At 53.1% G+C, this 13,766-nt stretch carries 12 protein-coding genes; 3 read left to right on the top strand and 9 right to left on the bottom strand.

Translation table 11 applies throughout. The annotated features are described in order from the left end of the window. Positions 1 to 101 precede the first annotated feature (101 nt). Complete coding sequence (locus FE848_RS18860) at positions 102 to 2,378, top strand: GGDEF domain-containing protein (RefSeq protein ID WP_200201375.1); 2,277 nt, start codon at positions 102 to 104, stop codon at positions 2,376 to 2,378. Between the two features lie 34 nt (positions 2,379 to 2,412). On the opposite strand, the gene FE848_RS03540 is transcribed toward FE848_RS18860, so the two are convergent. The 6 genes from FE848_RS03540 to FE848_RS03515 form a co-directional block, all read right to left on the bottom strand. Continuing rightward, complete coding sequence (locus FE848_RS03540) at positions 2,413 to 2,856, bottom strand: universal stress protein (protein WP_200201374.1); 444 nt, start codon at positions 2,854 to 2,856, stop codon at positions 2,413 to 2,415. A gap of 32 nt (positions 2,857 to 2,888) precedes the next feature. After that, positions 2,889 to 4,175: a TRAP transporter large permease gene (locus FE848_RS03535; RefSeq protein WP_200201373.1), complete on the bottom strand. Its 1,287-nt coding sequence runs from the start codon at positions 4,173 to 4,175 to the stop codon at positions 2,889 to 2,891. 39 nt (positions 4,176 to 4,214) lie between these two features. Continuing rightward, positions 4,215 to 4,808 carry a TRAP transporter small permease gene (locus tag FE848_RS03530; protein WP_200201372.1) on the bottom strand — a complete coding sequence of 198 codons (594 nt, stop codon included), beginning with the start codon at positions 4,806 to 4,808 and terminating at the stop codon, positions 4,215 to 4,217. A 116-nt stretch (positions 4,809 to 4,924) separates the two neighbouring features. Next, on the bottom strand, positions 4,925 to 5,950 hold the full coding sequence (dctP, locus tag FE848_RS03525) for a TRAP transporter substrate-binding protein DctP (RefSeq protein WP_200201371.1): 1,026 nt from the start codon (positions 5,948 to 5,950) through the stop codon (positions 4,925 to 4,927). A gap of 122 nt (positions 5,951 to 6,072) precedes the next feature. After that, positions 6,073 to 6,600, bottom strand: coding sequence for a YqiA/YcfP family alpha/beta fold hydrolase (locus tag FE848_RS03520; RefSeq protein ID WP_200201370.1), 528 nt, complete (start codon positions 6,598 to 6,600; stop codon positions 6,073 to 6,075). Next, positions 6,597 to 7,598: an LLM class flavin-dependent oxidoreductase gene (locus tag FE848_RS03515; protein ID WP_200201369.1), complete on the bottom strand. Its 1,002-nt coding sequence runs from the start codon at positions 7,596 to 7,598 to the stop codon at positions 6,597 to 6,599. The genes FE848_RS03520 and FE848_RS03515 overlap by 4 nt, the downstream gene beginning before the upstream one ends. A 91-nt stretch (positions 7,599 to 7,689) precedes the next feature. Between FE848_RS03515 and FE848_RS03510 the strand changes: the two genes are divergently transcribed. Together FE848_RS03510 and nhaD are read left to right on the top strand one after the other, a co-directional pair. Then, complete coding sequence (locus FE848_RS03510) at positions 7,690 to 8,448, top strand: putative 4-mercaptohistidine N1-methyltransferase (RefSeq protein ID WP_200201368.1); 759 nt, start codon at positions 7,690 to 7,692, stop codon at positions 8,446 to 8,448. 162 nt (positions 8,449 to 8,610) lie between these two features. Next, positions 8,611 to 10,119, top strand: a complete 1,509-nt coding sequence (nhaD, locus tag FE848_RS03505) for a sodium:proton antiporter NhaD (protein ID WP_200201367.1) — start codon at positions 8,611 to 8,613, stop codon at positions 10,117 to 10,119. A gap of 60 nt (positions 10,120 to 10,179) precedes the next feature. On the opposite strand, the gene FE848_RS03500 is transcribed toward nhaD, so the two are convergent. From FE848_RS03500 to FE848_RS03490, 3 genes are all read right to left on the bottom strand, one after another. Next, positions 10,180 to 10,743, bottom strand: a complete 564-nt coding sequence (locus FE848_RS03500; RefSeq protein ID WP_200201366.1) for an NADPH-dependent FMN reductase — start codon at positions 10,741 to 10,743, stop codon at positions 10,180 to 10,182. Positions 10,744 to 10,888: 145 nt separating this feature from the next. After that, the gene (locus tag FE848_RS03495) at positions 10,889 to 12,400 is read right to left on the bottom strand and encodes an EAL domain-containing protein (RefSeq protein ID WP_200201365.1); all 1,512 of its coding nucleotides are present in this window, start codon (positions 12,398 to 12,400) and stop codon (positions 10,889 to 10,891) included. Positions 12,401 to 12,538: 138 nt separating this feature from the next. Next, positions 12,539 to 13,744: an SO2930 family diheme c-type cytochrome gene (locus tag FE848_RS03490; protein ID WP_200201364.1), complete on the bottom strand. Its 1,206-nt coding sequence runs from the start codon at positions 13,742 to 13,744 to the stop codon at positions 12,539 to 12,541. Positions 13,745 to 13,766 lie beyond the last annotated feature (22 nt).

Genomic DNA, 13,766 nt, shown 5'->3' with positions numbered 1-13,766 from the left:
GCAACCCTCACGTTTTAATATATTCTGGTGTCCGGATTTTGTACACGTCGAGGCGAGGGTGCTCTATACTGGCCGGTATAGCTCCTAATGGCCGAATATCCGTGTCTATATCTGCACACATTCTGAAAGCCCTCATTATTCTGTTTGGAGCCCTGTGCGGGCTTGTACCTGTCGCATCTCTGGCTGCACCACAGCCTCTAACGGAAGGCTGGGAGTACCGCTGGGGCGACATACCTTTCACCGCGGAAGGTACACCTGACTGGTCCCTTGCACAGCAGCCAGAACAGTGGCACGCCATTGATTTTCCTTCTAACCCCCCAGGCCGAAATGGCCAGGATCAGGTGTGGTATCGGGTAACTCTGCCCGCGGGTGACTGGCAGGATCCCGTGCTTTATATCCTGAGTATCGATTTGATTGTTCAGGTGTGGCTGGATGGTGAAAACATCTACCAATACGGCACCTTCGACAAAGATGGTCGGGGCAAATTCGAAGGCTGGCCCTGGCACAAAATAACTCTGCCAGAGGGTTACGAGAATAAAACGCTGTATTTCCGCGTGTTTTCTGATTACACGGACATAGGTCTTTGGGGTGAAGTGAGCCTCATGGATCACTCAGAATTAATTCTGCATATCCTTAACAACTCTCTGGAGGCCCTTCTTGTTGCAGGGTTTTCTCTGCTGGTGGCGTTGCTCGCACTGATACTTTCCCTGCTGCAGGGCGGCAGGAAAACCTTTACCAGCATTGCTCTTTTTTCTCTGGCTTCATCAGTGATGCTCCTCTCCGAAAGCTCTGCCAGCCAACTGATTGTGCCCGATGCCTTGATGTGGGATTACCTGGCCGCGGGAAGTTACTTTCTGCTGCCTGTTGGTCTTTGGCTTATGCTCGACCAGTGGCTGGGTGGCACGCGTCCACCCCGGGCAATTTCAGTGATCTGGAAACTGCATCTTGTTTACATGCTTGGAGCACTGGGCCTGGCATTGACTGGTGTTATCGGCCTTTCGTTTACCTTCCCTCCATTCGATGCTCTGCTTTTATTATCCCTCTTTTTGATGGGGCTGATAACGGTTCCCCGTATTCGTTTAATGACCAAAGAGCAGCAAGTTCTTGTGCTGGCGTGCGGCGTGTTCAGTGCTTTATTGGTTGCAGATATGGCAGTGGCGCATGGTTTCATGCAATGGGTCCAGGTACCCGTTGGTCTGGGTCTGCTCGTATTTATACTGGCCGTTGTAATAATCTCGTTAAGACATTACGGAATGACCCAGAGAGCCCTGCAGGAGCTAACTGTCACGCTTGAGCAGCAGGTGGCTGAGCGAACCGAAAAGACAGAGAGGCTTTTGCAGCGAGAGAAGGCCCGGGCGAAGGTGCTGGCGTTTGAGAATGAGAAAAGCCGAGAGTTTGCAGAGGTTGTGGCTGAATTACAGGCCTGCGCTAACCTTGATCAGGCATTCCAGGTGCTCACCGAAGCAATGCCCAGACTGTGCAGCCCTATCAAGGGCATGATCTATCGGCGAATGGCTTGCGGTGGATATGAGCGCCTTGCGCTCTGGGGTTATGGCAGCGCGCTTCCTGACTTGCACCCGGTTATTGAGACACTCGAGCATATGCCGCCCCCGGTGCGCCTTCTTGCCGGTTCCGTTGAGGAGGCTGAGGCGGCTTGCAGAAACTGTCAGGGATTGGTGTGCTTCTCTATCAATGTGGAGTTTATGAACTACGGCCCCGCACCGGAAAGCCTGTTGTTGCTGGACGCGGAGGGCATAAGCAACTCCGGGCACACTGAAGATGGCGCAGCAAGGTTAATGTCCTCGATCAACCTGGTAGTCGAGCGAATAGGGGTGACACTTTCTGGCCTGTCACTCAAGGAAGATCTGCACCGATTCTCCTATGAAGACGCCCTCACGGGGCTCAAGAATCGCCGGTATTTTGACCAGCTATTTGAACACGAAGCTAGCGTAGCTCTGCGCAAAGAACTGCCGTTATCTCTGCTATTGGTTGATATAGACCACTTCAAACAGTTTAACGATACTCATGGGCATGAGGCAGGTGATGCCGCGCTGAAAGCGTTTGCTGCAATACTGGAATCGCGTTTTCGTGGCAGTGATGTTGTCTGCCGCTACGGTGGCGAAGAGTTTGTGGTGATTCTTCCGGCCTCGGATATAGTCGGTGCGAGGGAACGTGCTGAGCAATTGCGTGAAGCGGTGCGAAAAGAGACGGTTGTGTTTGAGGACAAGGATCTTGGCTTCCTGACCATATCCATTGGTGTTGCGTCATGGCCGGGCAGTACCAACAAACCCGAGAAGTTGTTGAAGCTTGCAGATGAAATGCTTTACAAGGCTAAAGCAGGTGGGCGAAACAGGGTTGAAGCGTTCCCGGAGCGCTAGCTGGCCGACGCAGGGCCGGCCAGGACTATGGGGTTCAGACCACCAGAACCGGGCACTTGGCATGAGAGGCCACCCGGTGCGAAACGCTGCCGAGGAGCATGCCGTCCTTATCGCTATGAGTACCTCGAGTTCCTACCACGATCAGATCCGCTTCTTTGTCTTGGGCGAATTTCACAATAACCTTTGAGGGGCGCCCGGATTTCACAAAACCTCGAACCTTCGTTGCTCCATGGTCGATAGCCATATCCTTGGCATGTTTGACCACTTCTTTAGCGTAATCAGAAAGCACCTTGTCTGGAATATCCATGTCCGCAGGCCGCCCAATGGAGAGAGACGCTTCAAACAGGCTGTGGTGCTTGTATACACATAGGATAAAAATTTCGGTTTCAGGCATCAGCTTTTGAAAGCCGATAGCCTTATCCAGAGCCTTGAGCGAGGTTTTGGAGCCATCAACCGCCACCAGAATCCGTTTGAACATGCTTGTCTCCTTATATATCCACCGGGTGCGCGCTAGTCTGCGAAGGCAAGATCACGCAGGAACAGGGCGATCTGGGGGAAGGCAATGATCAAACCAGCCGCCAGGATCAGCATGAAAATAAACGGAGGTGTGCCCCGGATAACTTCAAGGTAAGGCCGTTTGAAGATCGCGATGGCTGTGAAAATGTCACAGCCAAACGGCGGTGTTGCCGAACCAATTGCAACCTGCAGTGTAATGAGTACGCCCACCAATACCGGGTCCAGCCCTGTTGCCTGAATGGCTGGTGCAAAAATCGGGGTCAGTACCAGAATCACAACAATGGGGTCGACAAACATACAGGCGATAAAGAAGGCGACGCAGATAGCGATCAACACGCCCACCGGTCCGGCTTCGTTTACACCCACAGACTCCAGGATTGCCTGGGGGATCTGGGCAAAGGAAATGATCCAGGAGAAACCGTTACCTACGGCCACCAGAATAAAGACCACGGCGGTGATCAGGCCGGTAGATTTGGCAATCTTGTAAACTTCACCAATCTTCAGGGAGCGGAATATGATGAATTCCAACAGGAATGCATAGAGTACGCACACCGCTGCAGCCTCTGTAGGGCTGAAAATACCGCCATAGATACCACCCACAATGATAACCGGGAAAAACAATGGCCAACTGGCATCACGAACCGAAAGTGCACGCTGGCGCCAGCTTGCCTTGGGCTCCGTGGGTACGTTGTTTTTGTAGGCGTAGAACAGGCAGTAAAGCGAGAACATGAACAGGATCAGGATGCCCGGGCCGACCCCCGCAATGAACAGCTCTGCAATGGAGGTTTGGGAGATAACTCCATAGATAATCATGCCGATGCTGGGAGGAATCAGGAAGGCAATGTCACTGGCGTTAATGATCAAGGCCAGAGTAAACGAATCGGAATAGCCAGCCTTAAGCATTTTGGGACGTAATGGTGAGCCAACCGCCACAACGGTCGCCTGGGTGGAGCCGGAAACCGCGCCGAAGAGGGTGCAGGAAGTTGCGGTACTGATCGCCAAGCCGCCCTTAATATGGCCGATAAAGGCCATAACCATGTTGATCAATCTGTCCGCAGACTGGCCACGGGTCATTATGTCTGCAGCGAGAATGAACATGGGTACGGCAATCAATGAAGCGGGTCGAATACCCCCCATCATCTGCTGAATGAAGGTGCCCATTTGGCCGAAGCCATCGAACATCATTACAAAGCCGACGACGGCGGCGGTCGTCAGTGGGATCATCATCGGGAAACCGAGCAGCAGCAGCCCGATCATGATGATCATTAGAATAGTCGCCATAGGTGTGCCCTTTTTTATCGTGCCCGGTGTAAAACCGGATCAGACTTCCGATTCTGAATCAGCGTATCCGTCGATCACTCCGGTGGAGAGATAAACATCCTCAGTGGTGAAGTTCTTGATTGCTGTGAGGAAATACTGAATGCCAGTCACGGCAAAGCCCACAGGCACCCAGATATAAATCCACCAGATCTCAAAACCCAACGCCGGCAAAATGCGGCCACGGCTGTAAAGGGTCTCGATGTATCCGTAGGAGTGGTAGCACAGAAAGAACATCACCGCAGAAGTAAACAGGGCGATGAAAATCATCAGTACCTTGCGGCCTTTGGATGGTAGCGCATCGTAAACTGCGGACATTCGTATGTGACGACCGTAGCGTGCTGCGTAGCCGATGCCGGCAAAGGTAACCAGAATAATCAGGATGCGATTTATTTCGCCGGAGAAGAAAAAGCCCTCTCCAAACACAAATCGCGCAATAACGTTTACGACGGTGTTTATGGCCATGAGGATAATGCCCGCGGCCAGTATTACGGCTTCTGCGTTGGCAATCCATCCGTCTATGGTTCCCAGAATCCCGGGCAGACCGGACTCAAAAGTACCGGTATCGTCGTCTATCTCCGGGGTGTTCTCCGACATGGGATTTGCTCCAGTTCATGTCGCTCCCGACCGGACATTGATGCTTGGTGGGGCGGGTTAGTTCAATGGAGTGTCCGCCGGCTGGTGCCGGCGGACACAGGAGCACTGCAGGGTTGTTACTTCTGCACGTCTTTCAGGTCTTTCTTGAACTGGTTTAGCAGCTGTTCGCCGCCCTTGCCAGTCATCTCAATAAACTTTTTCTCAACCTGAGGAGCGCGTGCCTTGAACGCTTTGATTTGCTCTTCATTCAAACGCGTTACAGTCACCTTGTCGCTGGCTGCCTGGATTTTTGCGAGTGCTTCATCCGCCAAGCCATCGATGTGGGTGATGATCTTCTCAAAGGCATAGTCTGCGGCATCCTGAATGAGCTTCTTGTCTTCATCTTTCAGGCCGTCGTAGAAATCCTTGTTGGCCATTGCAGCAGTCGTGAACCAGCCATGACCGGTGTAGATCAGGTTAGGTGACACTTCATACAGTCCGCCTGACTCGATCCAGAAAATCGGGTTTTCCTGGCCGTTGATCATGTTGGTCTGCAGTGCGCCGTACACCTCACCCCAGGGCAGCGGCGTTGGTGTTGCACCGAATGCAGAGTAGGTTTCAGACAACAGGGGGTTGGTCATAACCCGGATTTTCTTGTTCTTCATGCCTTCGGGCGTAGTAACTGGCTCATCCAGTGTGATAACAAACTCGCCTTCCGGGTACATTTGCAGAAGCTCGAGGCCCTTGTCGGCATAAAGCTTCGGGAAGTCTTCGTTGATGGCCTTACTCTCACGGAAAAAATCGATAACCGTGCTTATGTCTGTGGGCATCAGGTAGGGGATGAAGAAAATCTGTGCTTCAGGAATCAGGGCACCGGTAAAGCCAGGCGACTGGTTAACAAAGTTCAGAATGCCAGCCTGGGTTTGCTCCATGATGTCGTCAGACTCACCCAGTTCACCAAAGCGATACACCTGGAGAGTGTGGTCGGAGTTTTCTTCGATATATTCCTTGAATTTGTATGCGTATACGTCCTGTACGTCGCCCTCATACTCTTCGTGAGCGTAGCGCCAGTTTGCTGCGTTCACAGAGTTTGCTGCGGTCATTGCCGCAAATGCGAACGCTGAAATTCCGGCCAGTTTCTTGAGTTTACTCATGCTGCTCATCGGGTTTTCTCCGTTCATTTTTCTTCAGACATTTATTGTTACATTGGTAGAGACTGGCAAAACTTACTGACTTTCGCAAGAATTTGACCTATTTGGCTCCATATTGGCCAAATTGTGCTCGATTACTTGAGGCCTGCTCTTGCCAGTAGTGCCCGGAACTCTTCAGTGACTCGTTCAAGACTGTTTGAAAGGCGATGGTCATCAGGGAGAATCAGTATCGGTAGTGCCTGTTTTCGGGCGAGTTCAATAACGGGCATTGGGGGCACTATGTCGTCATCCCAGCCGTGAATGATTTGCACATGTTCGGCCTGGATGCGTGGGCTGGATTGCGGGTAGTCCTTCAGAGCCAAGGCTGGAGCCAGAAGGAAGCAGCCCAGAACCGGAGTCAGCGCACTGGTTTGTGCGCAAACCCAGCCGCCCATGCTGGAGCCCGCAAGGATGATGTTGCGGGGGTCTGCGCCGCTGGCAGCTATGGCATCTTGCATTTGGGCCAAACGAACCGCTGGATCTTTGGTGCTTCTGTGGTCAATGGCGTGGGCTTGCACCTTCTCAAAAGACTCCGCCATGGCTTTCAGAGCCTGGATTTTGGTGCCGCCCGGGCCGCTCTCCAGGCCATGGGAGAGAAAAACGTGCACGGTGCTGTTATTCATGGTGCATCAGTCCCCCGGGTTTCGTTCAGTATGTCGAGGGCATGCCGCCGTTTTGCCGGATCATAGATATCCACAGTAAACATAAGCTCATCCACATCTACACTGGCCAGTAGTTCATTAATCTGGGCTCTGATGGCAGCAGCATCTCCAAGCAACTGCAATCCAAGGAAATCCTTAACCGTTGCTTGCTCGGCAGGGTTCCAAAGGCCGTCCATCGATTTCACCGGCTCTTTCATCCAAAGGGGCTGTCCCCGGAAAAGTGCCAGAATTCGCTGGTAACTGGTAGTCGCAAGGTACTTTGCTTCCCCGGTGCTTGCAGCAGGCACCGCGGGAACTGCCAGCATGCTGTAAGGCTTCTGCAGTTGTTCAGAAGGCTGGAAGTTGTCCTGGTACAGTTTCAGAGCTTCACGGTACAGGCGTGGAGCAAAATGCCCTGCGAAGGCATAGGGTAGGCCGCGCATAGCTGCCAGTTGGGCGCTGTAGAGGCTGGAGCCAAGTAACCATATCGGCACCTTGGTGCCCGCGCCCGGAATCGCCTTCACGGCCTGACCAGGCCGGAGGGGGCCAAGCAGTGACTGGAGTTGTGCAACATCTTCCGGGAACTGCTCTGCGCCCAGGCCGTCGCGGCGAAGGGCTCGGGCTGTTATTTGATCAGTGCCTGGCGCCCGGCCAAGGCCAAGGTCAATGCGGCCGGGGTAGAGGCTTTCGAGGGTTCCAAATTGCTCTGCGATAACCAATGGTGGGTGGTTGGGCAGCATTACACCGCCGGAGCCAACTCGAATGGAGTGGGTTTTGCCAGCAATATGCCCAATCAGTACGGAGGTTGCCGAGCTGCTGATGCCCTCCATATTATGGTGTTCAGCCAGCCAGAATCGCTTGAATCCGAGATTTTCGGCATGCTGGGCATAGGCCACACTGTTTGCGAGTGTATTGCCCACGGAATCGCCTTCGCGGACCGAAGCAAGTTCGAGTAGTGAGTAGTCAGGTAATAGGTTCATAGTGCTAGGATAGCACTTGAAGGTCGTACTGCCCCAGGCGGTTTGATAATGCCGGGTCGCGCAGAGATCCACTACCCAGAAGGAATCCATTGTGCAGCAAAGTGCCTATTATGAAGACGACACCACACTGGCCCAATACCTGGAGTTTCATTTTGGTGAGCAGTGGCATGGCGAAGCCAACTTCCCCAGGGGACTGGCAAGGGTAGCCATTGATGCCATGGATGGGCGCACCTTGGGGAGAGCGCTGGACATTGGCTGTGCCTGTGGCCGCACCAGCTTTGAGTTGGCCCAGGCGTTTGCACATGTAGATGGAATCGATTTCTCCAACAAGTTTGTGGAGCAGTGTCAGGTAATGGCCAGGGACAAAGTGGTTCGCTATGCCCGGCCGGAGGAAGGCTCACTGGTGAGCTTTCAGGAACGCACTCTTGCGTCCTTGGACCTTGAAGAGGCTGCTGAGCGGGTGGCCTTCCATCAAGGGGATGCTTGCGACCTCAAACCTGAGTTCACCGGATACGATCTGGTGCTGGCGGGCAATCTGATTGATCGGCTATACGACCCCTCCCTCTTTTTAACGCGCATTCACGAGCGCATGAATGATAACGGGCTCCTGCTGATTGCCTCTCCTTACACCTGGCTGGAAGAGTACACACCCAGGGACAAGTGGGTGGGCGGGTTCAAGAAAGGTGGTGAGGACTACAGCACGTTTGACGGCCTGCGCGATATGCTGGCGCCCCACTTCACCTTGTTAATGGAGACCCGAAGCCTGCCATTTGTGATCCGTGAGACGCGCAACAAGTTCCAGCACAGCTTTTCCGAACTGACAATTTGGGAGAAAAACAGGCCGGCATAGTCGTATGAGTGCCTTTGGAAAGGCTCGAAAGTACAGGTGCCGGGCGGGCGAAAAATATAATAGCTTACGAACGACTTAGATCACTTTGACTTGACGGAAGCTATGGTGCGCAAAGTGCACTTTGATTGATAATGTGCCCCCCAAACTTTTGAGCCTACTACCATGAATGAAATCAGTAGTTCTGAAAAGCTACCTTTCCGGCGTTGCTCCAAACGTATTCTCACCCCTGACAGCGTATTCGCAAGAGTAGCCCTGGCAATTTTAGCGGTGTTTACTCTTGGCTTCAGTTCGATTGCCAGCGCCGCTGAATCCGGCGCTCAAAGCCTGACCCATCATCCTGTTGGGTACATTGCTGTCATCATCTTTGTGATTGCTTATGCATTCGTGATGCTTGAAGAAAAGCTGCACCTGCGCAAGTCCAAACCGGTGTTGCTGGCAGCTGGCCTGATCTGGTTCCTGGTGGCCGGTGCGGCTGCTATGAGCGGCGATACCGAAAGCGCCAATGCGGCCTTGAAGCATAATTTGCTGGAATACTCCGAGCTTCTGCTGTTTCTGCTGGTCGCTATGACCTATATAAACGCCATGGAAGAGCGACAGCTTTTTGATGCCCTGCGTGGCTGGCTGGTAAGCAAGGGCTTCAGCTATCTCAGTCTGTTCTGGATTACCGGGTTGCTGGCATTCTTTATCTCACCCATTGCCGATAACCTCACCACAGCTCTGCTGATGTGTGCTGTTCTGATGAAGGTGGGTGAAGACAGTCCCAAATTTATCGCCCTTGGATGTATCAATATCGTTATTGCGGCAAATGCGGGGGGCGCCTTCTCTCCTTTTGGCGACATTACAACGCTGATGGTCTGGCAGAAAGGTGTAGTCGAGTTTACCGAGTTTTTCAGGTTGTTCATTCCTGCAGCAGTTAACTTCCTTGTGCCAGCTGTGATTATGAGCTTTGCGGTTCCGAGTGAGCCACCGAAGGATGCGTCAGACCCAGTGATCATGAAGCGCGGTGCCCGCCGCACAGTTGTGCTTTTCCTGCTCACCATTACTACCGCTGTATTGGGCCATAACTTCCTGCACCTGCCGGCTGTGGTCGGCATGATGATGGGCCTGGCTTACCTGCAGTTCCTGGGGTATTACCTGCAACGGAGCTTCAAGCGTGGAGTGGCCCGTGAACGGGTGTGGGCTGAAAATCACAAGAATACCCGCCTGCTTGAGCGGCTCGATAAAGCGGTGCCTTTCGATATTTTTAATCCGATGGCACGCACAGAATGGGATACGCTGCTGTTTTTCTACGGTGTGGTGCTTTGTGTGGGCGGGCTTGGTTACATCGGCTACCTGGCCGAGGTATCGCAAATCCTATATAGCGACTGGAACGCCACGGGGGCCAACATTGCGGTGGGCGTTATGTCGGCCATCGTAGATAACATTCCGGTGATGTTCGCCGTGCTTTCGATGGAACCTGACATGTCCCACGGGCAGTGGCTGCTGGTGACGCTTACTGCAGGTGTTGGCGGCTCCATGCTGTCAATCGGCTCCGCTGCCGGCGTTGCACTGATGGGGCAGGCAAGGGGCTATTACACTCTCATGTCGCACCTGCGCTGGACGCCGGTCATCGCACTTGGGTACGCCGCTTCCATCGCAACTCACATGTGGCTCAACGCCAGTCTGTTCTGATCGCCCTGACACGGAGCCCTCAACGGGCTCCGTTGTTCAAGCTGTATTGCTCAGCGCGTTTTAACGAGCTGTTTTCAGGGCTGTTGCCCACTTCTCCATTTCAGTCAGCATAGCTGTCGCAGAATGGTCGATGGGCTCGTTGGAGCTGAATACTTTGTTATCATCCAGGTGGTTCCACGCCATGGGCACCATCACACCTTCTACCATCGGCATCATTTTCAGAGTAGTCACCAGCTGGCGAGCCAGTGTTGCCGCACGAATACCACCCGCAGCGCCGCCATAGCTTACAAAGCCGCAGGGCTTGTAGTTCCATTCTGTGTAAACGTAATTCAGAGCGTTCACAAAAGCTGGTGGTGGGCAGTAGTTGTATTCTGGCGTTACGAACACAAAGGCATCGGCTGAGTTAACGCTTTCAGACCAGCGCTTGGTGTGTTCGTGTTCATAAATACCCGAGCGTGGGTGGTTGGCTTCGTTGTATACCGGCAGGTCAAAATCCGCCAGGTCGACTAACGTGCAATCGAAACTGGAGTTGCTTGCCGCAAATTCGTGAAACCAGGTTGCGATAGATGGGCCAATACGACCTGGGCGAGTGCTGCAGATTACTACATTCAGTTTAAGCGCCATGAACAGTGTCCTGAGTGGATATGAGTGCCGGCCCGAAGCCGGCGATTGTATAGCTGGCGTTAAATCTAGATGCTCGGGCGAATTAGATCAAACGAAGCATTTTGAGAGAGATGAACAGGAAATCCGATCAAGTGCGCAAGCAGGGCTATGATGTTTGGCGCACGAGTTCCTCCAGCCTGCTTGCCGGCATGGGCCTGCCAAATGCCCAGCCCTGCGCAAACCTGACGCCCATGTTTGAAACAATAGTGGCCTGGATGCTTGTTTCGACACCCTCCGCAACAACCTCCATGCCCAGTTCTTTTGCAATACTGACCATTAGCGGAACAAGCGCTGCGCCCAAACCGCCGGTATCTATATCGAATACGAAGCTGCGGTCAATTTTCAGTGTGTTGCAGCCCAGATCCCGCACCTTTGCGAGGTTGGAATAACCGGTACCAAAGTCGTCGACTGCCAGCTCAAAGCCGTTGGCCTTGATCCACTGTATACAGTCTTTGGCGGTAGCCGTATCAAGATGCTCGTCTTCGGTAATCTCGAAAGCAATATTAAACCGCGATGCTGCAAGTGCCAGTGAAATGTCGGCATCTTTCATTCTGCTCTGGGCGATATCAGAGGGGAAAAGGTTGATGTTTACCTTGAAGCCGTCCGGTAGCCCGGCTCTGGTGTTCAGGTCGTCCAGAGTCTTCTGCATGATCAGTTGGGTAAATTGCCAGCCCTTACCGATATTGGCCAACACCGGAATGAATTCATCCGGGTAAAGGGCACCATAGGTATCACGAAATCGGGCCAGAACCTCACACCCGATAATGCTCCCGCTCTTGAGGTCTACAATCGGCTGGTACAGTGGGAAATAGGCATCATGCCTCATGCCCCGGATTATCCGTTGGGTTGTGCTCAGCCGCCTTTTCAGAACAAGCCAGCTCACCAGGCCTGATCCGGAGCCTAAAACCAGCCCTGTTACTGCCAGGAAAACTGCAAGTGACTGGCTACGCCTTAAAACGTCGGTGTGTTTTATTTCTGCGCTCGCGCAGTAGGGAATAATGTCGCTGCAGGTTTCCGAATAAATGGTTGTGAGCGTAATGTCCTGCCCGGATTGTTTGCTCAAGCTTCGGAACACGCCCGGGTCTCCGAAGGCATGCTGGGTCTGGGAAAGGCTGTTGCGATACACCAACTCCCAGCGGCTGTTTGCAATGGCAAGCTGTTCCAGCCAGCGGGTATCAAGTACCACATTGAACAGACCTTTCCCCACGATAGGGGCAACAATCTCACCGTCAAAGAGCGCAAGGCGGGCGGCAGGCCAGTAGCTGAAACCGTCGTCGCTGATAAAATCCCACGAGTCCTGTTTTATCGGTGTTTTCAAAATCCCCTGGCCAGTGGTACACAACACTGTGTTGTCCCGCAGAAAGCCAATATCCCTTACACGGTAGGTATGAAAAAGCTCCCGTCGCATGACCGCAAGCAAGGTGTCGTTGCATTGGTCAAAGCCTTGCGCATTCAACCGGTCAATAACGGAACGGCTCTCCAATGCGATTTTCTCGGCTTCAGACATCAAAGCGTCTAGCTCTACCGATTGGGACACCAAAGCGCCCTGAATGGCCACAAACAGAGTGATCATCGCGTATACGCAAAAAGCGCAGAGGCCTGAGATTACGACGATCAAGACCTGTGTCCCACGGAGGGGGTGGCCAACATTGGGCATGTTCACGGCATTCTTTAAAGGGTTTCAGTCACTATAGTTGAAAGTGGTTGAGGGGGAAAATAGTGGCCCCGGGCATCCCTGCACTGTGGGGCCGCAAGTTTAAGGGTCGCAAGAGCCACCGGGTAAGCTGTCAATCCATGAAGCAATCAGTGCTACGCCCTCCTCATGTACGAGGGCACGCCCTATTTCAGGCATGCGATGCCTGGGCTGCGCGGTACTCATTCGGTAGTGCAGAATCGAGTTCTCTGCGTCGCCCGGCACCAAATCATAATTGCGTCCGTCACTGCCGCGGTAGGCCACAGGTGTTTTGCAGTAGCCATGTTGGGGCTTATGGTCAATATACGAACGCCAATACTCAAGGTTCAGCCCCGTGTTACTGGCGCCTCCCTCGGGCCGATGGCAATGAGCGCAGTTAATATCAAGGTATCCTTTTGCCAGATCCATGAGTTCGGCACTGGATTTAGTCGGCAGTAGCTGGGCATCTGCGTCTGTATAAGCAGTTATCGTGTCGATCGTCGACAAGTCCGCGGGAAGACCTGTCAAAAAGCCTGCTGTTTGCCAATGAGTAAGTTGGTTCTCTGGGCCTTCGGCGTAGTCATAGGATCTATTCAGTAATCGAGCTTTGGGTCCGATCGGCATGAACTTGCTGGTACCGGCGACATCGAACTGGTGACACTGCTTACACATGTTGGTATCGGGTACTTCGTAGGTGAAATCCTGCTGTTTTCCGTTGTGAACCAATGAGACAGGCAAGAATGCGCCGGCGCTTTTAAATTCGGCGATTGTTGCGTTAGCGTTCCAAACATAGGGCAGCGCAGTCCATCCACTTTCGCGGTGAATCAGCAGCCGGGTTTCCAGCAGTGTTTCATCTTCGATGCCGCGGAATGCTGTGTCGGCCGGCAGTGCAAAGGTTTTGGTGATCACGGTGCCAACCGGGAACTCCATGGTTTCATTTTCCGAGAACCTGGCCGCTTTGCCATCCGGAATGAAAACGAATCGATATTTGCTGGTGTAGTCTGTGAAAAGCGCCGTTGTCAGGTCGTAAGGTGTGCCGTTACCGGTTGGGTTGGCTGTGGGATTGGTTGGGTCTTCAAACAGCCGGTAACTGCTCAGATATTTGCAGTTGGCGGTCATAAGAGCATCAATGTTGACATCGTCGCCGGCCTCTCCACACACACCAGACTCAGTGGGTGATGTGATATTGCCAATAGTGTCGCCATCACCTCCGCCGCCACACGCTGTTAGCAACAAGGCTCCGGCCAGTGATAATCCCGTCAGCAGATGGTTGGTTTTTTTCAGATTCATAGAGCCACTCCTGCAGGCTTCC

Source organism: Marinobacter sp. 1-3A (assembly GCF_016597775.1).
GTDB lineage: Bacteria > Pseudomonadota > Gammaproteobacteria > Pseudomonadales > Oleiphilaceae > Marinobacter > Marinobacter xiaoshiensis.
The sequence above is the reverse complement of the archived record's forward strand: the minus strand, read 5'-3'. Positions and strand labels throughout refer to the sequence as shown.

Bases quoted from the DNA above. Each gene is read 5' to 3' on its own strand.
- FE848_RS03540 (WP_200201374.1), bottom strand. From the start codon at position 2,856: ATGTTCAAACGGATTCTGGTGGCGGTTGATGGCTCCAAAACCTCGCTC.
- FE848_RS03535 (WP_200201373.1), bottom strand. From the start codon at position 4,175: ATGGCGACTATTCTAATGATCATCATGATCGGGCTGCTGCTGCTCGGT.
- FE848_RS03530 (WP_200201372.1), bottom strand. From the start codon at position 4,808: ATGTCGGAGAACACCCCGGAGATAGACGACGATACCGGTACTTTTGAG.
- dctP (WP_200201371.1), bottom strand. From the start codon at position 5,950: ATGAGCAGCATGAGTAAACTCAAGAAACTGGCCGGAATTTCAGCGTTC.
- FE848_RS03520 (WP_200201370.1), bottom strand. From the start codon at position 6,600: ATGAATAACAGCACCGTGCACGTTTTTCTCTCCCATGGCCTGGAGAGC.
- FE848_RS03515 (WP_200201369.1), bottom strand. From the start codon at position 7,598: ATGAACCTATTACCTGACTACTCACTACTCGAACTTGCTTCGGTCCGC.
- nhaD (WP_200201367.1), top strand. From the start codon at position 8,611: ATGAATGAAATCAGTAGTTCTGAAAAGCTACCTTTCCGGCGTTGCTCC.
- FE848_RS03500 (WP_200201366.1), bottom strand. From the start codon at position 10,743: ATGGCGCTTAAACTGAATGTAGTAATCTGCAGCACTCGCCCAGGTCGT.
- FE848_RS03490 (WP_200201364.1), bottom strand. From the start codon at position 13,744: ATGAATCTGAAAAAAACCAACCATCTGCTGACGGGATTATCACTGGCC.